General features: G+C 69.6%; 19 protein-coding genes. 6 read left to right on the top strand and 13 right to left on the bottom strand.

Annotated features, from left to right (window positions below; all coding sequences use genetic code 11):
* Window positions 1–70: 70 nt before the first annotated feature.
* Both AWB89_RS13170 and AWB89_RS13175 read right to left on the bottom strand, forming a co-directional pair.
* Complete coding sequence (locus AWB89_RS13170) at window positions 71–1,252, bottom strand: zinc-dependent alcohol dehydrogenase (protein WP_085174138.1); 1,182 nt, start codon at window positions 1,250–1,252, stop codon at window positions 71–73.
* 62 nt (window positions 1,253–1,314) lie between these two features.
* Window positions 1,315–2,037, bottom strand: coding sequence for a GAF and ANTAR domain-containing protein (locus AWB89_RS13175; protein ID WP_142282525.1), 723 nt, complete (start codon window positions 2,035–2,037; stop codon window positions 1,315–1,317).
* 330 nt (window positions 2,038–2,367) lie between these two features.
* On the opposite strand from AWB89_RS13175, the gene AWB89_RS13180 reads away from it, so the two are divergent.
* Window positions 2,368–3,684 (top strand): NAD(P)/FAD-dependent oxidoreductase, encoded by a 1,317-nt coding sequence (locus tag AWB89_RS13180; RefSeq protein ID WP_085174532.1) that lies wholly within the window; start codon window positions 2,368–2,370, stop codon window positions 3,682–3,684.
* Here the strand turns inward: AWB89_RS13180 and AWB89_RS13185 are convergent.
* A complete protein-coding gene (locus AWB89_RS13185) occupies window positions 3,681–4,043 on the bottom strand; it encodes a MerR family transcriptional regulator (RefSeq protein ID WP_085103703.1) in 363 nt (120 codons plus the stop codon). The two genes, AWB89_RS13180 and AWB89_RS13185, sit on opposite strands and share 4 nt — an antisense overlap.
* 144 nt (window positions 4,044–4,187) lie before the next feature.
* On the opposite strand from AWB89_RS13185, the gene AWB89_RS13190 reads away from it, so the two are divergent.
* Both AWB89_RS13190 and AWB89_RS13195 read left to right on the top strand, forming a co-directional pair.
* Entirely contained in the window at window positions 4,188–4,637 is a 450-nt protein-coding gene (locus tag AWB89_RS13190) for an Hsp20/alpha crystallin family protein (RefSeq protein WP_085103705.1), read from the top strand.
* 64 nt (window positions 4,638–4,701) lie between these two features.
* Window positions 4,702–5,394 carry a PAS and ANTAR domain-containing protein gene (locus AWB89_RS13195; protein ID WP_085174143.1) on the top strand — a complete coding sequence of 231 codons (693 nt, stop codon included), beginning with the start codon at window positions 4,702–4,704 and terminating at the stop codon, window positions 5,392–5,394.
* Here the strand turns inward: AWB89_RS13195 and AWB89_RS13200 are convergent.
* Window positions 5,384–6,793: a WS/DGAT/MGAT family O-acyltransferase gene (locus AWB89_RS13200; RefSeq protein ID WP_085174145.1), complete on the bottom strand. Its 1,410-nt coding sequence runs from the start codon at window positions 6,791–6,793 to the stop codon at window positions 5,384–5,386. The genes AWB89_RS13195 and AWB89_RS13200 overlap by 11 nt on opposite strands.
* A 109-nt stretch (window positions 6,794–6,902) precedes the next feature.
* Between AWB89_RS13200 and ppsA the strand changes: the two genes are divergently transcribed.
* On the top strand, window positions 6,903–9,311 hold the full coding sequence (ppsA, locus tag AWB89_RS13205; protein WP_085174147.1) for a phosphoenolpyruvate synthase: 2,409 nt from the start codon (window positions 6,903–6,905) through the stop codon (window positions 9,309–9,311).
* 157 nt (window positions 9,312–9,468) lie between these two features.
* Here ppsA and AWB89_RS13210 read toward each other — a convergent pair whose 3' ends face one another.
* The 5 genes from AWB89_RS13210 to AWB89_RS13230 form a co-directional block, all read right to left on the bottom strand.
* Window positions 9,469–10,338 (bottom strand): 3-oxoacyl-[acyl-carrier-protein] synthase III C-terminal domain-containing protein, encoded by an 870-nt coding sequence (locus tag AWB89_RS13210; protein ID WP_085103713.1) that lies wholly within the window; start codon window positions 10,336–10,338, stop codon window positions 9,469–9,471.
* Window positions 10,322–11,425 (bottom strand): 3-oxoacyl-ACP synthase III family protein, encoded by a 1,104-nt coding sequence (locus AWB89_RS13215; protein ID WP_085174149.1) that lies wholly within the window; start codon window positions 11,423–11,425, stop codon window positions 10,322–10,324. Before AWB89_RS13215 ends, AWB89_RS13210 begins: the two co-directional genes overlap by 17 nt.
* 34 nt (window positions 11,426–11,459) lie before the next feature.
* On the bottom strand, window positions 11,460–12,449 hold the full coding sequence (locus tag AWB89_RS13220; protein ID WP_085174534.1) for an Acg family FMN-binding oxidoreductase: 990 nt from the start codon (window positions 12,447–12,449) through the stop codon (window positions 11,460–11,462).
* A 116-nt stretch (window positions 12,450–12,565) separates the two neighbouring features.
* Entirely contained in the window at window positions 12,566–13,978 is a 1,413-nt protein-coding gene (locus AWB89_RS13225) for a bifunctional aminoglycoside phosphotransferase/ATP-binding protein (RefSeq protein WP_085174151.1), read from the bottom strand.
* Between the two features lie 90 nt (window positions 13,979–14,068).
* Window positions 14,069–14,956: a universal stress protein gene (locus tag AWB89_RS13230; protein ID WP_085103719.1), complete on the bottom strand. Its 888-nt coding sequence runs from the start codon at window positions 14,954–14,956 to the stop codon at window positions 14,069–14,071.
* 175 nt (window positions 14,957–15,131) lie between these two features.
* Between AWB89_RS13230 and otsB the strand changes: the two genes are divergently transcribed.
* Window positions 15,132–18,740: a trehalose-phosphatase gene (gene otsB, locus AWB89_RS13235; RefSeq protein WP_372515361.1), complete on the top strand. Its 3,609-nt coding sequence runs from the start codon at window positions 15,132–15,134 to the stop codon at window positions 18,738–18,740.
* A gap of 101 nt (window positions 18,741–18,841) precedes the next feature.
* Window positions 18,842–19,651, top strand: a complete 810-nt coding sequence (locus AWB89_RS13240) for a universal stress protein (RefSeq protein WP_085174155.1) — start codon at window positions 18,842–18,844, stop codon at window positions 19,649–19,651.
* Window positions 19,652–19,668: 17 nt separating this feature from the next.
* Here the strand turns inward: AWB89_RS13240 and AWB89_RS13245 are convergent, their stop codons facing one another.
* The 4 genes from AWB89_RS13245 to AWB89_RS13260 all read right to left on the bottom strand — a co-directional run bounded on the left by AWB89_RS13245 (window position 19,669) and on the right by AWB89_RS13260 (window position 23,197).
* Window positions 19,669–20,037, bottom strand: coding sequence for a SpoIIAA family protein (locus AWB89_RS13245; protein WP_085174157.1), 369 nt, complete (start codon window positions 20,035–20,037; stop codon window positions 19,669–19,671).
* Window positions 20,034–20,924, bottom strand: a complete 891-nt coding sequence (locus tag AWB89_RS13250; protein ID WP_085174159.1) for a universal stress protein — start codon at window positions 20,922–20,924, stop codon at window positions 20,034–20,036. Before AWB89_RS13250 ends, AWB89_RS13245 begins: the two co-directional genes overlap by 4 nt.
* Entirely contained in the window at window positions 20,912–21,460 is a 549-nt protein-coding gene (locus AWB89_RS13255; protein WP_085174161.1) for a GNAT family N-acetyltransferase, read from the bottom strand. The genes AWB89_RS13250 and AWB89_RS13255 overlap by 13 nt, the downstream gene beginning before the upstream one ends.
* Window positions 21,461–21,544: 84 nt before the next feature.
* Window positions 21,545–23,197: a sensor histidine kinase gene (locus tag AWB89_RS13260; protein ID WP_085174536.1), complete on the bottom strand. Its 1,653-nt coding sequence runs from the start codon at window positions 23,195–23,197 to the stop codon at window positions 21,545–21,547.
* Window positions 23,198–23,431 lie beyond the last annotated feature (234 nt).

The following is a 23,431-nucleotide window of genomic DNA, read 5'->3' on the forward strand; positions in this document are numbered from 1 at the left end:
GGCGCTTTCAATACCCTACCGTGACCTTCCCCAAACTGGGGTTCGGAAAGGCCTTGCAGCAGAGCGGTTTTCAGGGTTTTAACATGACCTTTACCGCCCCGTCCTGCTTCTTCTGGAAGATCTCATACGCGTGCGGCGCCTCGTCGAGGGGCAGCACGTGAGTGGCGAAGGTGTCGACGCCGAGCGGGTCGTCGTCGGTCAGCAACGGCATGATGTCGTCGACCCACCTCTTCACGTTGGCCTGCCCCATCCGCAGAGTCACCTGCTTGTCGAAGAGCGTCAGCATGGGCAACGGATCGGCCATCCCGCCGTAGACGCCGATCAGGGAGATGGTGCCGCCGCGCCGCACGATGTCGATGGCGGAGTACAGGGCGGTGAGCCGGTCCACGCCGGCGGTCTGCATGACCCGCTTTCCGATGAAATCCGGCAACATCCCGCTGGCCTGCTGCGCCAGCCGCGCGGCCGGCGACCCGTGCGACTCCATCCCCACCGCGTCGATCACCGAATCGGTGCCGCGGCCGTCGGTCAGGTCGCGGATCGCGTCGCCGAGCGGCGCGTCGAGCCGACTGAGATCGATCGTGTGAATGCCGCGCTCGGCGGCGCGGGCCAGGCGTTCGGGCACCAGGTCGACGGCGATGACCCGGTAGCCGAGGTGATCGGCGATGCGCGCGGCCATGTCCCCGATGGGACCCAGGCCCAGCACGGTGACCGATCCGCCGTCCGGGATGTCGGCGTAATCGACCGCCTGCCACGCGGTCGGCAGCACGTCGGAGAGGTAGACAAAACGCGAATCCGGCGGGCCCTCAGGGACTTTGATGTGCGTGAACTGCGCCTGCGGGACGCGCAGCAGTTCGGCCTGGCCGCCGGCGACTTCGCCGTACAGCTCGGAGTAGCCGAACAGCGCGGCACCCATGCCCTGGTCGCGCACCTGGGTGGTCTCGCACTGGGTGTAGAGCCGCTTGTCGCACATGTAGCAACGGCCGCAGGAGATCTGGAACGGGATGACGACCCGGTCGCCGACGCGCAGGTCGCCCGTCTCGGGGCCGACCTCGCGCACGATTCCCATCGGTTCGTGGCCCAGGATGTCCCCGGCATTCATGAACGCGCCCAGGATTTCGTACAGGTGCAGGTCGGACCCGCAGATGTTGGTCGAGGTGACCTCGACGATCGCGTCGGTGGGGCGTTCGATCTTCGGGTCGGGCACCGATTCCACGCGAACGTTGCGCTTGCCCTGCCACGTGACAGCCTTCATGTGCGTGGCACATACCCGCGTCGCGCCGGACGAAACGGCGCGCGTGGCCGCCCGCCGGAGGTTTACCTGCCGCGCTCGGTCTGGTGGCGGCGCTTGAGCGGGTGCTCGCTGTCGATCAGCGACCTGGCGATCTCGATCAGCTTGGTGTTGGACTGCTGCGAGAGCCGGGAGAGCAGTTCGAACGCCTCGACGGCATCGAGGTTGAAGCGCTCCATGATCACGCCCTTGGCCTGGCCGATGACGTCCCGTGACGCCAGCGCGCTGCGGAACTGGTCCTGGCGGCGCATCATCGACCACGCCAGGGCGACATGGGTGGCGAAAATGCCTCCGATTTCCAGTGATTCGTCGGTGAACGCGTGCGGATGCTCGGCATAGAAGTTGAGGGCGGCCATGCTGCCGTTGTCGGTGAACAGCTCGTAGGACAGGATCGAGCGGATCGGGGTCTGCTCGAGCGCCTGGCGCTGATAGTTCGGCCAGCGCTGGTCCACGTTGAGGTCCTCGACGTGCATCACGTGGTGCTGCCACACGGCCTCGAGGCAGGGTCCCTCCCCGTACCGGTTCTGGATAGCGTCCAGGACCATCGGGTAGCGATGCGTGGCGGCTACGTTGCTGACCGTCTTGGTCTTGTCGGCCAGGGTGATGCCCGCGTACTGGCAGCCCGCCACCTGCCGGGCGCCGCTGCCGACGAGTTCGCGCAGTCCGACGGTGGTTTCCGTCCCGTGGCGGTCGAGGTCGGCGATCATGTCCGTCAGCTGGGCTACCACGGTGCTTGCATCGTTCGGCACAGCATCACCCCCTTCCGGGTTTCCGGTGCGCCCGTTTCCGGATCACGCGCCGTCACCAGGCACCGTCTGCCCTTGCACCGTGGTGGCGACGACGGATAGGACGCTATCGACGCACTAAACGAAGTCTATGAGCCGCGCAACGAAGTGCAAAACGCGTAACGAACCGAGCCGGGCGCGCGGAACGAACTCGGTTACCGAAAGCGAAAGGGCCCCACCGGGATCAACCCCCCCCCGTCACGAAAATCTTTGCGGCTCAATAGGTTACGATATGACGTTTCGCCGCACCGGCGGCGCCCAGCTAACTCGTTGCCGCCGATTACACTCGCGTTGGTGACCTCGATCGTGATTGTCGGCAGCGGATTCACCGGATTCACCTGCGCACGCCACCTGACCCGAACCCTCGGCAGACGGCGCGCGCCCGTCGACATCACGATGATTTCCCCGGTCGATTACATGCTGTACACGCCGCTGCTGCCGGACGTGGCCGGCGGGGTCGTCGACGCCCGGTTCGTGGCGGTGCCCCTGGCCAACACGCTCAAGGGGGTCCGCGCGGTGCGCGGCCGCGTCGACGGCGTGGACTTCGCGCGCCGGACGCTGACCTATTGCGATCCGGAGGAACGCAGCCATGACATGCCCTGGGATCGGCTGGTGCTCACGCCCGGTTCGGTGACACGGCTGTTCGACGTGCCCGGGCTCGCGATCCACGCGCGCGGCCTGAAGACCACCGCCGAGGCCCTCTACCTGCGCGACCACTTCGTCGAGCAGCTCGAGTTGGCCAACATCGAGGACGACCCCGCGGGCCGCAAGGCGCAGGCGCGGCGCACCGTCGTCGTGGTGGGCGCGTCGTACTCGGGCACCGAACTGGTCGCCCAGCTGCGCGCGCTGGCCGACGCGGCGGCCAAGCAGATGGGCTTTCCCGCCGGCGATGTCCGGTTCTTGTTGCTGGACACGGCCGAGCAGGTCATGCCCGAGGTGGGGCGCAAGCTCGGCGACGCGGCCCTCAAGGTGCTGCGCCGCCGCGGCATCGACGTCCGGCTGGGCACCACCCTCAAGGAGGCGCACGCGGATCACGTTGTGCTCAGCGATGGTTCGCGGGTCGACACCCACACCATCGCCTGGGTGACGGGGGTGACCGGGGCGCCGCTCATCCAGCAGCTGGGGCTGCCGACGGAGCGGGGACGGCTCAAGGTCCAACCCGATCTGCAGGTGCCCGACCACCCCGCCGTCTTCGCGGCCGGTGACGCGGCGGCGGTCCCCGATTTGACCCAACCGGGAGCGATCACGCCGCCGACGGCCCAGCACGCGACCCGCCAGGGCAAGGCGCTGGCCCGCAACGTGGCCGCCAGCCTCGGGTACGGCACACCCAAGCAGTACAAACACCGCAACCTGGGTCTCGTCGTCGACCTCGGGCCCCGGTATGCCGTCGCGAACCCGCTGGGGGTGCACCTGTCGGGGCTGCCGGCGAAGGCCGTGACGCGGGCCTACCACCTCTATGCGGTGCCGCGGGCGGTCAACCGGTGGGCCGTGGCGCTGGCGTGGCTGACCGACGCGCTGTTCGACCGCTCGGTGGTCTCGATCGGGCTGTCCTCGGAAGAGGACGCGCAATTCGCGGCCAGCGAGGGCATCCCGATGCCCAAGACCAGCTAGCCGCGGGTCGTCTTCTTGGCTCGAGCGGCCTTCGCCGACCGCAGGCCGCGGTTGTTGGAGCGCAGATCGGAGTTGGCCGCCGACAGCGCGGCGTTGTCGTCTTCCAGGTGCAGGATGCGTGCGATGCCGGCCAGGTTGACCCCCGAGTCCACCAGCGCGCTGATCCGCCGCAGGCGCGCCAGGTCGTCGGCGCTGTAGCGCCGCGTTCCGCCGTCGCTGCGGGCGGGCGTCAACAGCCCGTAGCGCTCGTACAGGCGCAGCGACTGCACCGGTACGCCGGAAAGTTCGGCGGCAACAGAGATTCCGTACACCCCCTGATCGGGCGCCGGTGCGCCCGTGTCGCCGGTGTTCTCGGTCATCGGCCATCCCCTCAACGAACTCTCGCAGAAAATCTGTTTATCACACTTGCGGAGAGCTGTCGACAGTGTTATATCAAATCTATGTCATTGGACATAGGAAATAGCCCACTTCAGAGTTAGAGATTGGAGTGAGAGGTGACTGCCATGCTGATGCGTACCGACCCGTTCCGTGACCTTGACCGCTTCACCCAGCAGGTGTTCGGCACCGCCGCCCGGCCCGCCGTCATGCCCATGGACGCGTGGCGCGAAGGCGAGCAATTCGTCGTCGAGTTCGATCTGCCGGGCATCGACGCCGACTCGCTGGACATCGACATCGAGCGCAACGTCGTGACCGTCCGCGCCGAGCGCCCGCCCGTCGACCCCAACCGCGAGATGCTGGCCACCGAGCGGCCCCGCGGCGTGTTCAGCCGCCAGCTCGTGCTGGGCGAAAACCTCGACACCGACAGGATCGAGGCGAACTACGCCGAGGGCGTCCTGCGGCTGCACATCCCGGTGGCCGAGAAGGCCAAGCCCCGCAAGATCTCCGTCGCCCGGGGCAACGGCCACGCGGCCATCAACGAGAACGCGGCGAAGCGCGAAGTCATAGACGCCTGATCAACCGACGGGCAAAGGGCGGCCACTGGCGCCGCCCTTTGCCCGGAAAGGCGGGAGAACCGAGATGAGTTGGCACCTGGACGGCCAGACGCCGTACGTCGAGCAGGCGTTGGCCGGCGGCGTGCCGCAACGGGTGGGTTGGTTCCGGTTTTACTTCGCCGACCAGCGGTGGGAATGGTCCGAGGAGGTGCAGCGGATCCACGGCTACGAACCCGGCACCGTCACTCCGACCACCGACCTGGTCCTCACGCACAAACACCCCGACGACCGCGGACAGGTCGCGGCGACGATCGATCAGATTCTCAACACCCACGAGGCGTTCAGCACCCGCCACCGCATCATCGACACCGGCGGGCACGTGCGCCACATCGTCGTCGTCGGCGACAAGCTCTTCGACGAGCAGGGCGAGGTGATCGGGACGCACGGGTTCTACATCGACGTCTCCCCCAGCGTCGAGCGCACGCAGGACGAACTCGTCACCGCGCGGCTGGCCGAGATCAGCGAGCACCGCGCCGGCATCGAGCAGGCCAAGGGCATGCTGATGCTGATCTACAACATCGACGAGGACGCCGCGTTCAACCTGCTGAGGTGGTTGTCCCAGGAGGCGAACATCAAGCTGCGGCGGCTGGCCGAGCAGATCGTCGACGACTTCCGCAACGCCGGCCTGACCGCCAACTCACATTCGGAGTTCGACCACCTGCTGCTGACCGCCCACCGTCGCATCCACCGCCCGGACGGCCAAGCGGTCAACGGGTGACGGCTTCGTGGTGGGCGGCCGCCTTCTTGCGGCCGCGGCCGGCCTTCACCAACTGGGCGACGCCGTTCTCGATTCCCGCGGCGAGCGCCTCGATGTCGGGCGCGGTGTCGTAGTCGGCGGTGATGCCGAAGACGAAGGAGTCGGCGTAGCTGAGCATCGCGATGCCGGTGCGCAGCTGCAGCGCGATCGGGGGGACCGGCAGGATCTCCAGCACCCGGCGGCCCAGCAGCGTCTGCCGCTTGCGCGGACCCGGCACGTTGGTCGCCAGTGCCACCACCGCGCGTTGGGGCAGGCGCGCCAGCAGGCGAATCCCCCACGCGGTCAATGCAAATGGAACGTTCCTGGCCGCCGAAACCAGCGCGCTGCCGCCCTCGCGCTGACCGCTGGCCTTGGCCCGGGTGAGCCGGCCGTGCACCAGGCGCAACTGCTCCACCGGGTCGGCCTCGTCGACCGGGAGCAGCGGCAGCATCGCCGAGACCTGGTTGTCCGCCACGCCGAAATGGTTGGTCGGGCGGACCGAAACCGGGACGAGCGTGCGCAGCGAGTTGCGGGCCGGCCGTTCCCCGCGCTCCAGCAGCATTTTGCGGTAACTGTCGGTGATGGCGGCCAGCGCCACGTCGTTGAGGGTCACGTCGAAGGCGCGGGCGACCCGCTGCAGGTCGGCCAGCCGGACCCGGGCCGCGCTGAAGCGCCGCATCGTGGTGACGGGCCCGTTCAGTGACGATTCCGGCGCGACGCTGAACAGGCTTGCCGTCAGCTCGGCCGCGCCGAGCGCGACGTGTTCGGCCGCCGACGCGGCGGCGAGCGCGCTTCGCCCGATCCCGCTCACCCACGTCAGCGGATTGAAGCCGAGCCTGGGCGGGCTCGGTCCGGGGTCGTCCGGTTGTTTGGCCGCGCGGATGTCGGCGGCAAAGGTGCCGCCGCGATGATCCGCGTCGTCGCTGAACCTGGCCAGCATCTGCGTCGTCGCGATGCCGTCGGCGATGCAGTGGTGGATCTTGGTCAACACGGCCCACCGCCCGCCGCTGAGCCCCTCGATCAGGTAGCACTCCCACAGCGGGCGCTCGCGGTCGAGCCGCCGCTCCATGACGCCCGCGATGGTCTCGAACAGTTCGGCGTCGCCACCGGGGTGCGGCAGCGCGAGGCGGTGCAGGTGCCGCGCGACGTCGAAGTGCGGGTCGTCCACCCACTCGGGCGCCCCGAGATCCAGGGGGTGGGTGCGCAACACCTGCCTGCACCGCGGAACGGTCGGCGCGCGGTCGGCGAAGGCCGCGACGAACTCGGCGTAGTCGGGAGCCGGCCCCTCCATGATCGAGACGCCGCCGACCGCCAGGCTCACGTGCGGATCGGAGTCCTCGACTTCGAGGAAGGTGGCATCGAGCGCGGTTAATTGCTCCATCCCGCTACTTTCCGCCCCAGCGCGGCCCGCGGTGAGAGCCAGAAGTCCTCAACTTTCGGGGCCTAATGACGGCAGCGCAGCGGCGTCGGCCGGCCATATCGTGAGGTTCATGAGCGGGTTCAACTACATTCGGTTCTTCGAAGAGATCGGCATCGGCGACGTGCCCGTGGTCGGCGGCAAGAACGCCTCGCTCGGCGAGATGTACCAGAAGCTGTCCGGGCAGGGCATCCGCGTCCCGCACGGGTTCGCCACCACCGCGCAGGCGTACCGGCACCTCCTGAACCGGGCCGGCGCCTGGGATGCGCTGCACGCCGAGCTCGACGACCTCGACCCCGACGACGTCACCGCGTTGGCGCGCAAGGGCAAACGCGCCCGTGAGATCGTCTACGGCGCGGGGCTTCCCGACGACCTGGCCGCCGAGATCGTGTCCGCCTACCGGATGCTGCAGGCCGAGTACGGCGAGGGGGTGAGCCTCGCGGTGCGCAGCTCGGCGACCGCCGAGGACCTGCCGACGGCCAGCTTCGCCGGCCAGCAGGAAACCTTCCTCAACATCACGGGCGCCGAGAGCCTGCTGGACGCGTGCCGCCGTTGTTACGCCAGCCTGTTCACCGACCGGGCCATCCACTACCGCATCGACCAGGGCTTCGACCATTTCAAGGTTTCGCTGTCGATCGGCATCATGAAGATGGTGCGCTCCGACCTCGCCTCGTCCGGGGTGATGTTCACCCTCGACACCGAATCCGGTTTCAACGACGTCGTTTTCATCACCGGCGCCTACGGCCTGGGCGAGAACGTGGTGCAGGGCGCCGTCGACCCCGACGAGTTCTACGTGCACAAGCCGACCTATCTCGCCGGCCACCGCGCCGTGCTGCGCCGGCTCGTCGGCGACAAGGCGGTGAAGATGGTCTTCGTCGAGGGCGGGACCAAGCACACGACGCGCAACATCCCGACGCCCAAGGCCGACCGCGCCCGCTTCTGCGTCACCGACGCCGACGTCCTGGAGCTGGCCGGGTACGCGTGCACCATCGAGCGGCACTACGGGCGGCCGATGGACATCGAGTGGGCCAAGGACGGCCTGGACGGGCGGCTGTACATCGTGCAGGCCCGCCCCGAAACGGCGGCGTCCCAGCGCAGCATGACGACGGTGGAGAGCTACGTCTTGGAGGGCGGGGGGCCTGACACAAGAGAGGTCCTCACCGAAGGCCGTTCCGTCGGCGAGAAAGTCGCGTCCGGGGTGGCCAAACGCATCGATCACCTCGAGCACCTGTCGGACTTCCAGCCCGGCCAGGTGCTGGTCGCCGACACCACCACGCCGGACTGGGAGCCGGTCATGAAGATCGCCGCCGCCATCGTCACCAACCGCGGCGGGCGCACCTGCCACGCGGCGATCATCGCACGCGAACTCGGCATCCCCGCCGTGGTCGGCGCCGGCGACGCCACCACGAGCGTCCCGGACGGCGAGGTCGTCACCGTGTCCTGTGTCGAGGGTGACACCGGGCGCGTCTACCGGGGCGAGGTCGGCTTCCACGTCGACCGCACCGAAGTGGCCGGCCTGCCGCGGCCCCGGACCCAGATCATGGTCAACCTCGGCAACCCGGACCTCGCGTTCAAGACGTCGTTCCTGCCCAACGACGGCGTGGGGCTGGCCCGGATGGAATTCATCGTCAGCGAGTACATCAAGGTCCACCCGATGGCCCTGCTGCACCCCGAAAAGGTCGGCGACGCCGAGGCTCTGCGCACGATCGAACGGCTCACCCGCGGTTACCCCGACGGTGCCGCGTTCTTCGTGGAGCGCCTTTCCGAGGGGATCGGCACGATCGCGGCCGCCTTCTGGCCCAAGCCCGTCGTGGTGCGGATGTCGGACTTCAAAACGAACGAATACGCCAGCCTGGTCGGGGGCAACGCGTTTGAGCCCACGGAAAGCAACCCGATGATCGGCTTCCGCGGCGCCTCGCGCTACGCGCATCCGGCCTACGCCGAGGGCTTCGCGCTGGAATGCCGCGCCATGCAACGGGTTCGCGACGAGATGGGCCTGACCAACGTCATCATCATGCTGCCGTTCGTGCGGCGGGTGGCCGAGGCCGACCTGGTGCTGCGGACGATGGCCGACCTGGGCCTGCGGCGCGGCCAGGACGGGCTGCAGGTCTACGCGATGTGCGAGATCCCGAACAACGTGATCCTGCTGGATCAGTTCGCCCGGCGATTCGACGGCTTCTCCATCGGTTCCAACGACCTGACGCAGCTGACCCTCGGCGTCGACCGCGACAGCGAGATCGTCGCGTTCGACTACGACGAACGCGACGAGGGCGTCAAGGAGATGATCCGCCTGGCGGTGGAAGGCTGCCGCCGCAACGGAATCCACTCGGGGCTGTGCGGGCAGGCGCCCTCGGATTACCCGGACATGGCCGAGTTCCTGGTCCGCGCCGGCATCGACTCGATCAGCCTGAACCCCGACGTGGTGGTGAAGACGACCCGCCAGATCCTCGAGCTGGAGCGCCAGGCGGTGCCGCTGCAGTGAATGCGCTTCGGGCGTTGCGTGTGAATGCTGGACGTTGCGTGTGAATGCTGGGCGTTGCGTGTGCGCTCACGGCGGCGACACGCCGAGGGGAACCGCCCTGTGCGCACACGCGAATCCCTGAGCGCACACGCACAGCCGGAAAACCATGTCCCGGCGGCTACGGCTGGCGATACAGCGCCGCGCCGGCGGTGACGCCCGCGCCGGCGGCGACGAACAGGACCCGCGCGCCGGCCGGGAGTTTGCCGGCCCACGGCTCGAACGCCGCCGCCAGCGCGGCAGTGTGCGTGCGCTGATCGTCTGCGACACAGACCTTTTCGATCGGCACCCCCAGCGCCTCGCTCAGCGCGGCGCGGTACCCCGGCCGCGCCGGCGCCGCGACGATCAGGTGGATGTCGGCCAGCTGCAGGGATTGCGCGGCCAGACAGGCCTTCGCCGCGGACGCGGCCGCCGCGGCGAAGCGCTCGTCGGCCGTGTCCGACTGATGGAACCGCAGCACGTTGCGTGCGTCGGCGAATCCCACCGTGGCGGAGAAGGCCTCGGGTTCGTCGGTGTTCACCCAGGACACCCGGCTCAGGCCGCAGTCGTCGTCGGTCCAGCGGCACAGCAGCGCCGCACCGGCGGCCGAGAACGGAAAATGTTCGCTCATCCCGTGACCCGGATCGGCGTCGCTGGCCACCACCAGCGCGCGCCGCACGCTGTGCGTGCGCAGGAACCCGTCGACGATGTGCAGCGCGGTCAGGACCCCGCAGGAGCCGTTGGCGATGTCGAACGAGAAGGTGCCGTGCGCGCCGGCGTGCGGGTCCTCGGGATTGGCGCCGATGTCGTCCTGGATCAGCGCGGCCAGCGCCGGCTCCCCCAGGTTGCGGTCGCGGTAGATCCCGGCGTTGACAACCAGATCCAGCTCGCCCGGGTCGCATCCGGCCCGATGCAGGCAGTCCTTGGCGGCGCTCACCGCGAGGTGCAGCGCGCTGTGCCGGCCCCGCAGCCGCGGGTGCGCGAGGTCGACGCGATCAATCACCGTGCCCATAGCGGTTCACCAAATCCTCGTCCAGGGTCAGCAAGACCACGCCGATTTCCAATCCCGAGGCCAGCGCCAGCAGCGCGACCGTTTCTCCCGGCTCGATGCGCCCCGCCTCGAGTTCCTCGACCAGGGCCACCGTGTGGGTCGTGGAGGCGGTGTTGCCGTAGCGGTCGACGGTGATCACGGCGTCGTGGCGGGGGCTGTCGCCGAATGCCTCCGACATGCGGACCATTCCCTTGCGGATGGCGCGCGCCGAGGTCTGGTGGGTGATCACGTGGTCGATGTCGTGGATCGAAATCCCCACGGCGTCAAGGACTTCGCTCAGCAGCAGCGGCGTGTTGGCGATCGCGGCCTTCTGGATGGCGCGGGAGTTGGTGAACATCCGCGCGCCCGGATCGTGGCCCTCCGGGTAGGCCAGGCACAGCCGGCTGTAGTCGGCCACCGTGGTGAACCCGGCGAGGCTGATCCCCGCGGAGCCCGCGGGCGCGCGCTCCAGCAGCAGCGCCGCGCCGGCGTCACCCAGGGTCAGGCACGCGAGCTCCTTGCTCATGATGTTGCGGATGTGGCGGGCCGCGTTGTGGCTCAGCTGGGAGATGTACTCACCGCTGACGACCAGCCCCCGCTCGACGATTCCCTGCCGGATCCAGTTGTTCAAAATGGTTACCCCGGTGAGCATCCCGGCGCACGCGTTGGACACGTCGAAGGTCATCGCCTGCGGCGCCCCGATCGCGTGGGCCACGGCGGCGCTCATCGTCGGCTCCAGCCATTGGGTGAGCCCGCCGCGGAACTTGGTGATGCTGCAGCTGATCACCACGTCGAGGGCGGCCGGATCCTGCCGCGCCTTGGCCAGACAGTTCAGCGCCGCCGAGGTGGCCAGGCTGTAGGAATCCTCGTCGCCCACCGACACACGGCGCTCGTGGATCCCGGTCAGCCGTTCCAGATCGATGTGGGTGCGGTGGCGGGTGGTCGCCATCAATTCGTCAGTGGTGAGCCGGGTCTCGGGCAGCTGCCGGCCGGCGCCGGCGAGCCGCGCGACGAACGGGGCGGGGGCGCCCTCTCCGGCGGTCTCCATCACCAGCCAGTGCCGAGTCATCAACCCCACCTCCGTGTTCGTTGCGGGCCGCCGGTCATGCGCGAAACTCGAGGACCTCGGTGACCAGGCGCCGGGCGGTGGATTCGACGTGGTGGCCGTTATGCGTCGACGCGCCGATCCGGATCAGCAGCTGCGGCGTTCCGGCGGTCCCGGTGAGCTGCCTGATGGTGTCGCGGCTCATGGCCATCTCGGTCATGTGGGTCAGCGTGCAGGTGGCCATGCCGGCCACGGTGCATTCGAGAAGCACCGCCGACAAGGCCTCGCCGCAGCGCAGCACGTCCAGCCGCGAGTCGCCGTCAAGGGTGGAAAGCACCACGATCTGGGAGCGGTCGTGGTCGACGCCGGAGCGGTGCGGGTTCCCGCCGGCAGGAGGAAAGGCCCGCGCGACGTCGACCGCGGCGGCCTCCGAGCTGGAGACCAGCGCGCTACCGGGCACATGGGGGGCGTCCGACTCGAACGGCGATGTCCACCAGCGCAACTCGGACAGATAGGACGTGTCGTAGCGGTGCAACTGCTCGGTGAGCTGGGACGCCTCCGCCAGGGCCGGTCGGGCGTCGTCGGCCACGACGTCCAGCAGCACCTGATGCGGAAGGACCGCGCGGCGCAGCGCCGTTTCCAGCGACGCCCACGCCGGCGGAGCGGCGAACGGCAACCGGTCGGTGCGCCGCCGGCGGATCGCGGCGGCCCGTTGCCGCTGCGCCTCCGTCACGCCGTCACTCGGCCGGAACGCGACGGTGGCGAGCAGATCCGGTTGGGACGGATCGGGCAGGCGGCTGGTCGCGGACTCCCAGCCGGCGGCGGCCATGGCGACCCGCAGGTGGTCCAGCACCGCGCCGCAACTCAGGATCAGTTCGCGGCCCGTGCGGTCGGTCGCGTGCATCAACCGGCGGGGGTCCGCCCACAGCTGCAGCCGCGCGCCCCCGACCACCCAGCGCCAGGGCTGGCTGTTGTGCAGCGACGGCGCCCGGCTCGCCAACATGACCGCGTCCCGGACGACCTCCGAGTCCGGCACCTTCACCGGCATGTCCACCACCCCGCTTCGGATTTCAGTGGCTTTCGGTTCGACACTAAGAATTCGGCGCGCCGCGCTGACAGGGCCGTTGGTCCCGAACGGCCGGGGCGTTCGACTCCAAGCGGAAACTAGACCGCCGCGCCCCAGGCGACGAGGGCCTGACGCGCCGAATCCTCGGGGGATCCCGAGGTGTCGATTCGGTGCGCGGTGTCCCACTCGGCTTGCCGGGCGGCCATCGCGGCGGCGATCTCCGGGGTCACCTCGGAGTTGCCCGGCGCCCGAGTGGTGATCCGGCCGGCCGCCGTGTCGGCCGCCGCGGCGCACCGCAGTTCCACCGCGGCCGAGTGGGTTTCCGAGGCGAGGCGGCGGGCCTGGGCCCGCAGCTGCGGATCCCGCCAGGTGCCGTCGAGGATCACCGATCGCCCGTCGTCCAGGTGCGGGCGCGCGCGCCGCAGCGCCGCCTCGTAGACGGTCGCGACGTTGCCGGGCTCATACAGCCCCTCGTTCAGCACGCCGGCCTCGCCGCTGATCGCGCCCGAATCCCGCAACTCCCGCCGCACGTCATCGGTGGAGATCACCTGCGCCCCAGTCTGTTCGGCGAGCGCCCGGGCGACGGTGGACTTGCCGGTGCCCGGGTTGCCACCCACCAGCGCCAGGCGCACGCGACCGGTCTGCAGGTGCTCGACGGCGATGGCGAGGTGCCGGGCGGCGTCGTCGGCGGCCTCCGGCTTGCCCTGAGACAGCCGCACGCAGTCGACCTTCGCCCGCACGCCGGCGCGGTAGGCGATGTAGAAGTGCGCCAGCGCCGACGGCACGGCATGCGCCGAGTGCGCGGCGTAGCGCTCGAAGAAATGAGCGCCAAGGTCCTTGCGGCCCAAGAACTCCAGATCCATCGCGAGGAAGGCGGCGTCGTCGACGCAGTCGACGTAGCGGAGTTTGTCGTCGAACTCCAGGCAGTCCAGCAGCGCGGGTTTGCCCTGCACGCAGAAGATGTCGTCGGCGAGCAGATCGCCGTGACCGTCGACGATCAGCCCCTCCGCGACCCGCCGCCCGAACAGGGGTCCGCGGCCCGCGACGAATTCGGCGGCGAGGTGCCGCACGCGCGCCAAGGACTCGGGCGGCAGCGTGCCCGCGTAGCGGTCGAGCTCGGCCAGGTTGTCCCGCCAGCGCCGGTCGACGGCGCCGGCCTCGCCCGCGGCGCCGATCGCCGGGCCGCGTTCGGCGCCCTGGTGAAACCGCGCCAACACGGCCGCGATGGCGTCGAGCAGGTCCCGGACCGGCCCGTCGGCGCCGCGGCGCACGATCGACGCCAGCCGATCCTCGTCGCGGTAGCGACGCATGACGACGACCGGTTCGGCCGGTCCCCCGGCCGGGTCGCTGAGGTGCGCGAGCCCCAGGTAGCTGTCCGGAGAAAGCCGGCTGTTCAGCTCGAGTTCCCGCCGGCACGCGCGCTCGCGCTGCTCCGCCGTGCGAAAGTCGAGAAAGTCGGTCAGCACCGGTTTTTTGGCCTTCAGCGCCCGGTCGCCCACCAGCACGACCATGCCCGTGTGAGTTTCATGCACGTCGATGTATGGCACCCCGGTGTTGGTCACCAACCCAGCGTCCGTCGCCGCGGCCGTCCGTGCCAAGTCCTAGAGCGGCCGCGCCACGATCACCGGCATCCGGACCGAGTGCACGACGGCGTTGCTGACCGAACCGAGCAGGGTGCGCGCGATGCCGCCCCGGCCGTGGCTGCCGACGACCACCAACTGCGCGGACTCCGATTTCTCGATCAGCTGGCGCGCCGGCCGGTCGCACACCAGCAGCCGCTGCACCGTGACGTCGGGGTAGCGTTCCTGCCAGCCGGCCAGGCTTTCGGCCAGGCTGCGCTCGGCCTCGGCTTTCACGACGGCCCAGTCGAATCCGGGGAGTTCGAGCACCTGTACGTCGCTCCACGCGTGCAGCGCCTGCAGCTCGACGCCGCGGCGGGATGCCTCGTCGAAGGCGATGGCCGTCGCGAGCTCGGAGGCCGGCGATCCGTCCAACCCCAGAAGCACGGGCGCTTGCTGGGGGTGCGGCATCAACGGATCCTCGTCCCGGATGACCGCCACGGGACACTTCGCGTGCTGGACCACCCCCGTGCTGACCGAACCCAGCAGCACCCGGCCGACCGCTCCTCGGCCGTTGCTGCCGACCACGACCATCTCGGCGTCCTCGGACAATTCGACCAGCGTCGCCACCGGGGGCGAACACTTCAGTTCGCTGTCGACGGCAAGCCGTTGGTGCCCCGGGACGGCATCCTCGGCGATCTTGACCGCCTGCTCGAGGGCCTGCCGCCCGTCCTGTTCCTGCCACACCGTGACGCCGGCCGGAAGCGGTATCTGCGGGAAGGTCGGCACGTAGGTGCTGTATGTGTGGACGAGGGTCAGCGGCACGTTCCGCATCGCCGCGTCCCGGGCCGCCCAGCAGACGGCGGCGTTCGACGCCGGTGATCCGTCGACGCCGACGACGATGCCGTGGCGGTTCATGGGTGTGGACATGGTGTTCCTCCCTCGGTCTGATGAAAACGCTATGGGCCGGGCGGTCGCCGAGCATGAGGCTTTAGTCCCCAAACCCGTGGACATCAGGCCCCGTTGGCCGGGCCCGCAACCTGGCATCGTCACAGGCGTGAGCGAATGGGCCGCCACCATCGACCGGCGCTACCACGACGCGGTGATCCTCAGCCTGGACAGTCTCGTGGCCGAAACGGCCCCGGGTGCCGCCGAGGCGCGGGATTCGACCGTCCCGCTGCTGCGCCGGCTGCGCGACGTCGGCGTGCGCGCCGCCGTGAACTCGCCCGGCCGGGACTGCGCACAGGCGTTGCGTGCCGCGGGGATTGACGATCTCGTGGGCGCCGTGGCCGACGGCCCGACCGAGACGGCGAACCTGCTGGGGGTGCGCCCGGTGCGTTGCGTGATCATCGACCGCCACCCGGCCGGCGTCAAGGCCGGCAGGGAGTGCGGCTTCGGCCTCGTCATCGGGTTCGAGCGAGACGGAGGGGCCGACGAGCTGCTGGCCTCCGGCGCCGACACCGTGGTCGCCGACCTGGCGGAGATCACGGTGCGGCGCGGTGGCGCGGCCCTGTCGAACATCGCGGACGCGGTGCAGGCGTACGGCCAGGTGAAGGAACTCGCGGCGAACCGGCGGCCGGTGGTCTTCCTCGCCTTCGACGGCACGCTGTCCGACAGCCTCGGGCACCCCGACTCGGCGACGCTCGTCGAGGGGGCCGAAGACGCGTTGCGCGCCTTGGCCGCTCAGTGTCCGGTCGTGGTGGTCAGCGGACGCGACGTTGCCGACGTCCGCGAACGCGTCAAAGTCGACGACGTATGGTACGCGGGCAGCCACGGCTTCGAATTGCTGGCGCCGGACGGCACCAGCCACGAGTATCCGGCCGCCGGTGCCGCCGGGGCCCTGACCCGCGCCGCGGAGCGCCTGAGCCGGGCGCTCGATGACATCCCGGGAATCACCGTGGAGCGCAAGCGCTTTGCCGTCGCGGTGCACTATCGCGACGCCGACGCCGACGACGTCGACCGGGTGATCCTGGCGGCCCGCGAGTTCGTCCGCTCCGAGGGCCTGCGGGTCACCGCCGGCCGCCAGGTCATCGAGCTCCGTCCGAACATCGACGGCGACGAGGGCACGACCCTCGGCTGGCTGCTGCGGCGCATAGTGGGCGGCGACGACGCCGGCCCCACCGCCGTGCTGCCGATTTACGTCGGCGACGACATCACCGACGAGGACGCCTTCGACGCCGTCCAATTCCACGGCCTGGGCATCGTCGTGCGGCACGACGAGGACGGCGATCGCTCATCGGCCGCGCAGTTCAGCCTCGAAAGCCCGTCCGCCGTCGCCGGGTTCGCTCGCCGGCTGGCCGAAGACCTGCGGTCCGCCGCGTCGACGACCGACGACGCGTGGGAGCTGGTGTACGAGGGCTACGACCCGCAGTATGAGCGGCTGCGCGAGGCGCTGTGCACCGTCGGCAACGGCTACGTCGCCACCCGGGGTTGCGCGCCCGAGGCGGCCGCGTCCGAGGCCCATTACCCGGGCACCTATGCCACCGGCGTGTACAACATCCTGGCCGATCGGGTCGCGGGCCGGACCATCGAGAACGAGAGCCTCGTCAACCTGCCCAACTGGCTGTCGCTGACGTTCCGGATCAACGGCGGGCCGTGGTTTCACGTCGACGACACCGAAATCCTGTTCTACCGACGGACATTCGATCTGCGGCACGCGACGCTGACCCGCAGCCTGCGCTTCAGGGACGGGGCGGGCCGGATCACCACGCTGACGCAGCAGCGCTTCGCGTCCATGCACCAGCCCCACCTGCTGGCGATCCGGACCACGCTGGGAGCCGAGAACTGGTCGGGCACAGTGGAGTTCAGGTCCCTGCTGGATGGAAGCGTGCAAAATACGATGGTCGAGCGCTATCGGTCCCTGTCCAGCGCTCACCTGAGTCCGTCGGTGATCGGCGAAACGACGTCCGGCTCGGTGATATTGCGGACGGAAACGTCGCAATCGCGGATCTCGATCGCGGTCGCCGCCCGCACCACCTTATGGCTCGACGACGCCCTGGCCGACGCCGAATACGTTTTCGTGCGCGAGGGCGACCGCGGCGGCCACGAGATCCGGATCGCACTGCGCGCCGGGCAGTCGGTCGCCTGCGAAAAGGTCGCGACGATCTTCACCGGCCGGGACGCCGCGATATCCGAACCGGTAAGCGCGGCACAGCAATATCTGGACGCGGCCGGCCGGTACGACGAGCTGCACCAGCAGCACGCCCGGGCGTGGGCCCGCCTGTGGGAACAATGCAACGTCGGCCTTGCCGACGGCACGCCGGCGCTGCGGGTCCTGCGGCTGCATCTGGTGCACCTGCTGCAGACGATCTCCCCGCACACCGCCGAACTGGACGCCGGCGTCCCGGCGCGCGGACTGCACGGTGAGGCATACCGCGGCCACGTCTTCTGGGATTCGCTGTTCGTGTCCCCGGTCTTGAGCCTGCGCATGCCGAACGTGTCCCGGTCGCTGCTGCTCTATCGGTACCGGCGCCTCGCCGAGGCGCGCCGCGCCGCCGCCAGGGCCGGTTACCTCGGCGCGATGTATCCCTGGCAGTCGGGCAGCGACGGGCGTGAGGTGAGCCAGGAGGTGCACCTCAATCCGCAGTCGGGCCGGTGGAACCCGGACGCCAGCGCGCGGGCCCATCACGTCGGACTCGCGGTCGCGTACAACGCGTGGCAGCACTATCAGGTCACCGGCGACCGGCAGTATCTCATCGACTACGGCGCCGAAATGCTGGTCGAGATCGCACGTTTCTGGGTGGGCCTGGCCACCTTTGACGACAGCCGCGGCCGCTACACGATCCGGGGAGTCATCGGTCCCGACGAGTTCCATTCGGGCTACCCGGGCAAGGAATACGACGGGATCGACAACAACGCCTACACCAACGTCATGGCCGTCTGGGTGATATTGCGGGCGATGGACGCGCTGGACCGGCTGCCGCTGCGCGACCGGCTCGACCTCGTCGCCAAGATCGACCTGACGGCCGAGGAGCTCGACCGGTGGGATCACGTGACGCGCCGGATGTTCGTGCCGTTCCACGACGGGGTGATCAGCCAGTTCGAGGGCTATTCCGAACTGGCCGAACTGGATTGGGACGGCTACCGGCGGCGCTACGGCAACATTCAGCGGCTGGATCGCATCCTGGACGCCGAGAACGACAGCGTGAACAACTACAAGGCGTCCAAGCAGGCCGACGTGCTGATGCTGTTCTTCCTGCTGTCATCGGAGGAACTGCTGGGGCTGTTCGGGCGGCTCGGCTACCGCTTTTCGCCCGAGCACATTCCCACGACGATCGAGTACTACCTGTCGCGGACGTCGGGCGGTTCGACGCTGTCCGCGATCGTTCATGCCTGGGTGCTCACCCGCGCCAACCGGCACCACGCCATGCGGTACTTCGTCGAGGTGCTCGGCTCCGACGTGGTGGACATCCAGGGCGGCACCACCTCGGAGGGCATCCACCTGGCGGCGATGGCGGGCAGCGTCGACCTGCTGCAGCGGTGTTTCACCGGGCTGGAAACGCGCGACGACCGGCTGGTGCTCGGCCCGCACTGGCCCGAAGCCCTGGGGCCCATCGAGTTTCCCTTCGTCTACCGCGGTCACCGCGTTCACCTGCGGATCAGCGGCCGCACCGGCGTTCTGACGTCCGAGGCCGGCAACGCCGGAGAAATCACGGTCGAATGCCGCGGCCGGGTGCAGCTCCTCCTGCCCGGACGCAGCATCGAGGTCGCCTGACGGCGCGATGGACCAATGCGCCCAAATGGGGGTCCAACGGCCCTGCTGAGGGGCCATCGTCGGCCAATATCGTTTCTGAATAAGGCTTCTCGGGAGGAATCATGAACCATTCGCAAGCAACGCCGCGGATCGTCGTGGGCATCGACGGCTCGCAGGCGGCGATCAACGCCGCGAAGTGGGCCGTCAGCGAGGCCGTGAGCCGCGACGTCCCGCTGCGGCTGATCCACGCGGTCCCCGAGGCGCCCGCCGGCGAAACGGGCGACGAGGGAATGGAGGTCGGGTACGCCCAGGCGTGCCTGCGCGACGCCGACGCCGCGCTGCAGGCGACGGGCAAGCCCGTCAAGGCCGAATGCGACATCGTGCGCGGGTCGCCGGAGGGCGTCCTGCTCGACGAATCGCGAAGTGCGGCAATGGTTTGCGTGGGATCCGTCGGGATCGGCCGCATCGCCCGCAAGCTCTTGGGCTCCACGGCCGACGCCGTCGCCCGCAAGGCGCTGTGCCCGGCGGCGATCGTTCGCAGCGACGGCCACCAGGCCGATCCCGGGTGGGTCGCCGTCGCCGTCGACGATTCGCCGGCCAACGACGCGGTACTCGAGCACGGCTTCCGCGAGGCGCGGTTGCGTCGGGCACCGATCCTGGCGCTGGGCGTGTGGCGGTGGGGTCTGGGCGAGATCCCCTATCGCCAGCTCGAGCATCGGCTGGGCCGGTGGGTGTCGGACTATCCGGAGGTGCACGTGATGCCGGCCGCCGCGCGGCGCGGCCCGGCCGAATTCCTTTCCCACACACAGGAATCCGTGCAACTGACGGTGGTGGGTGGCGAGGACGCCGACAAGGTGGCCCGGATGGTCGGCTCGGCCGGTCCGCACCTGTCCGGCCGCGCGGGATGTTCGGTGCTCGTGGTGTGCGGCTGACGGGCTTGGCTGGGGTCCTAGCCGGCGGCCCATTCCTTGGCGCGGTCGAGCTCGTCGAGCCCGAACACGGCGAGCTCGCCGGGGATCATCCACGCCACGGCGTGCAGGACATGGCCGACCCAGTCCTTGTCGGACACGATCGCGATCCGCTTGAAGGCCGAATGGTGCGAGAAGACCACGCCGAGGCCCAGCTTGATGTCCTCGGCGAAGCCGCCGGGCCCGAAGCCCTCGTAGTCGGGGGCGATGACCTCCACGATCCTGGCCTCGCCGGCATTCAGCATCCCTTCGATCTCGGGCTTGAAGTGGCGCAGCTCGTCTCCGCGCAGCCGGCCCGACACGCGGACGCCGGTCACCCCGTCGGGCATGTCCTGCAGCAGCTCGATCATCGTTTCTCCTCACGGACAACAATCACGGGAACTTTCGCCGATTGCGCCACGGCCGAACTCACCGACCCGAGCAGCATGCCGGGGAATCCCCCGCGGCCGCGGCTGCCGACCACGACGAGTTGGGAGCGTTCGGACTCCTGGAGCAGCCACCGGGACGGCTTGTCGCAGAACAACAATCGCTCGACCTGCACGTCGGGATAGCGTTCCTGCCAGCCGGCCAGGCGTTCGGCGAGGATCTCGCGCCCCTCGCGTTCGCGGTCGCGCCAGTCCATCCCGAGGATGGGGAACACCCCGACGTCGCTCCACACGTGCAGCGCGCGCAGCCCGACCCCGCGGCGCGAGGCTTCGTCGAAGGCCAGGGCGGTCGCCGCTTCGGACGCGGGCGATCCGTCGACGCCCAGCAGGACGGGCGCGTCGGGGCCGGGGGCCGCCGTTTCGCCGGAGTGGATGACGGCGACCGGACAGTGCGCGTAGTGGACCAGCCCGGCGGTGACCGAGCCCAGCAGCAGGCGGCCCACGGCACCCATGCCCTGGCTGCCGGCGACGATCACAAAGGCGTCCCGGGATGCCTCGATCAGCGCCGGGACGACACCGGAATAGACCACCTCCGTGCCGATTTCGGGTGGCTCGGCTGCGCCCAGGCCGGCGATCAACGCCTTGCGCGCCTGATCGATGACGTGCTGCGCGTCGTCGAGTTGCCATTCGGGCATGTTGTCGTAGAGTCGGCCCTCCGGCCAGCCGACGACGACCGGCGCCACGGCGTGCATCAACGTGATGGGCAGCTTGCGCATAATGGCCTCGCGCGCGCCCCAGGCGACGGCGGCGTCGGACGCGGGCGATCCGTCCACGCACACCAGAACGCCGAATTCCTTTGTCATATCGGACATTTCGCATCCTCGTCGCTCAACTCGGGCAGCTCGATCTCCAGGTGACGCACCGATCCGTGATCCGCCGGCTCACAGCGCCAGCCCAGATCGAAGACGACCGTCAGCATGAGGTGGTTCTCGCCGAGCACGTCGGCGACGAAGCGCCCGATCCCGTGGATTCGGGCGACGCGGGCCAGATGCTTGAGCAGGGCCGTTCCCACGCCGACCGAATGATCTTCGTGGGCGACCACGATGGCGAACTCCGCGGCTTTGGGCGCCTCGCGCACGACGACGTAGTGGGCCACCCCGATCAGCCGGCCGGCGTCGAAAGCGCCCAGGGCGCACAATCCGTCGGGGGGCTCGGTCAGCTTGCCGACGAGTTCGGCCAGCCCCACCGGCTGCAGGGTGAAAAAGCGAAAGTAGCGGTCGTGGTCGGACAGGTGCTGGTGCAGCGCCAGGACGTCGGCGGCGTCGCCGGGGCCGAGCCGGCGCAACGACACCGCCCGCCCGTCGAGCAGTCGAGCCGTCGCCGCGAACTCCACCGCGTGATCGCTCATGATGAACGACGTTATTCGCCGGCGGGGCGGCGCGGCAGGGGCCGTTGGACCCCATCCCGGCGGATTTGGTCCCGCACCGCCCGGCTAGTGATCGGTGAGCGGGGCGACCCAGTGGACCCGGGTGCCGCCCTCCGGCGGGTTGCTGATTTCGCAGCTGCCGCCGAGCCGCTCGGCCCGGTGCTTCATGTTGGCCAGGCCGCTGTGGCGAGTGTTGTCGGCCGGGATGCCGCAGCCGTTGTCGCTCACGTCGAGGACGAACATGTCGGCGACGTCCACCTCGACGGTCAGTCGCGACGCACCCGAGTGGCGCAGCGCGTTGCTGACGGCCTCCGCGGTGACCGCCTCGGCCTGCTCGGCGAGGCCACCGCCCACGGCCGTCATCGGCCCGTGCAGGCGCATCGTCGTGACGATCTCGCGGTTTTCGGTCAGGTCGGCGACCACCTGCTGGATCCGCTGCCGGAAGTCGCCGGCGCTACCCAACGGCGTTTTCAGCTGGAAGATCGTCGAACGGATCTCCTCGATGATGGTCTGCAGGTCGTCCAGGGTGCGGTTGAGCCGCTCGGCCACCTCGGGCGACCGCGCCCGGGCGAGCGTGCCCTGCAGGTCCATGCCGGCGGCGAACAGCCGCTGGATGACGTGGTCGTGCAGATCGTGGGCGATGCGCTCGCGCTCGGCGAGGATCGTCAGCTGGCGCGAATCGTCCCGCGCCGCCGCCAGCAACAGCGCCATCGCGGCGTGGGTGGCGAAATCGCTCACCAGGTCGAGGTAGCTCTCGTCGAAGGGCGGCTGATCGGCGGAGCGGGCGATCGCGATCACCCCCGCGACCCGATCGTCGGCCCGCAGCGGCATCAGGATGGCGGGGCGCTGACCGACGTCGGTGAACGCCTGGATCGGGTACCGCAGCGTCTCGGTGATCAGCGGTTCGCCGGAACGGAAGACCTCGCCGCTGCTGGAGCCGTCGACCGGGACCTGCCGGCCCAGCACCTCGTCGGCGTACACGCCCACCGCGGCGGACACCACCAGCGTGTCGGTCTCGTCGTCCGGGAGGTCCGCGTCGGCCGGGACGAGCACGATCGCCTGCTCGGCGTCGGTCAGGATCCGCGCGCTCTCGGCGATCAGCTGCATCGGGCGCCGGTGCGGCTCGGCGCTGGACAGCAGGGCGGTGGTGATCTCCCGGCTGGCCTCCATCCACTTCACCGACAACCGCTCGCGCTCGAAGAGCTGCGCGTTGTCGATGGTGGCCGCGGCCGCGAACGCCAGCGCGCGGGCCGCGACCTCGTCGGACTCGGAGAACACCCGGTCGGGGTCGACGTGGGTCAGATAGATGTTGCCGAACACGTTCCCGCGGATGGTGATCGGCACCGCCAGGAAGGCCCGCATGGGCGGGTGGTGGTCGGGAAACCCGACGGCGGCGGGGTGCGCGGTCATGTCGTCGACGCGCAGGGCCGGCGTGTCGAGCAGCGACAGGCTCAACAGCCCCTTGCCGACCGGCAGGTGTCCGATGCGTTTGACGGTCGCGGCGTCCATGCCCTCGTGGATGAACCTGAGCAGGTTGCCGTCGGGATCCCGGATGGCCATCGCGCCGTATTGAGCCGACGTCAGCTCCCTGGCGGCGGCGATGATCCGGTGCAGCGTGCCGTCCAGGTCGCCGACGTCCGCGCCGATATCGACGAACACCCGGAGCAGGTGCTCCATCTGGTCGCGGGCCGCCAGCAACTCGTCGAGCTGGGCATGCATCCTGCTGACCAGCCCACGTTGCCCGAGCCCGGCAAAGGCCGAGCTGCGTTCGTCGCCGGCCACCCGACCTGTACCTCCACGACGCCTTCAGCGATGGGACAGCTGGCGTCGGGCAAACCGATGCGTAGGAAATGAGCGACGCGAGATGCCTCCGGTCAGCTTAACCCCTGGGGGTACCGCACCCAAGGTGGACGGCCGGGCGCCGCGCGGAAGCCAGCGACAGTGCCGCCGGGC

This window comes from Mycobacterium paraense, assembly GCF_002101815.1.
Taxonomy (GTDB): Bacteria; Actinomycetota; Actinomycetes; order Mycobacteriales; family Mycobacteriaceae; genus Mycobacterium; species Mycobacterium paraense.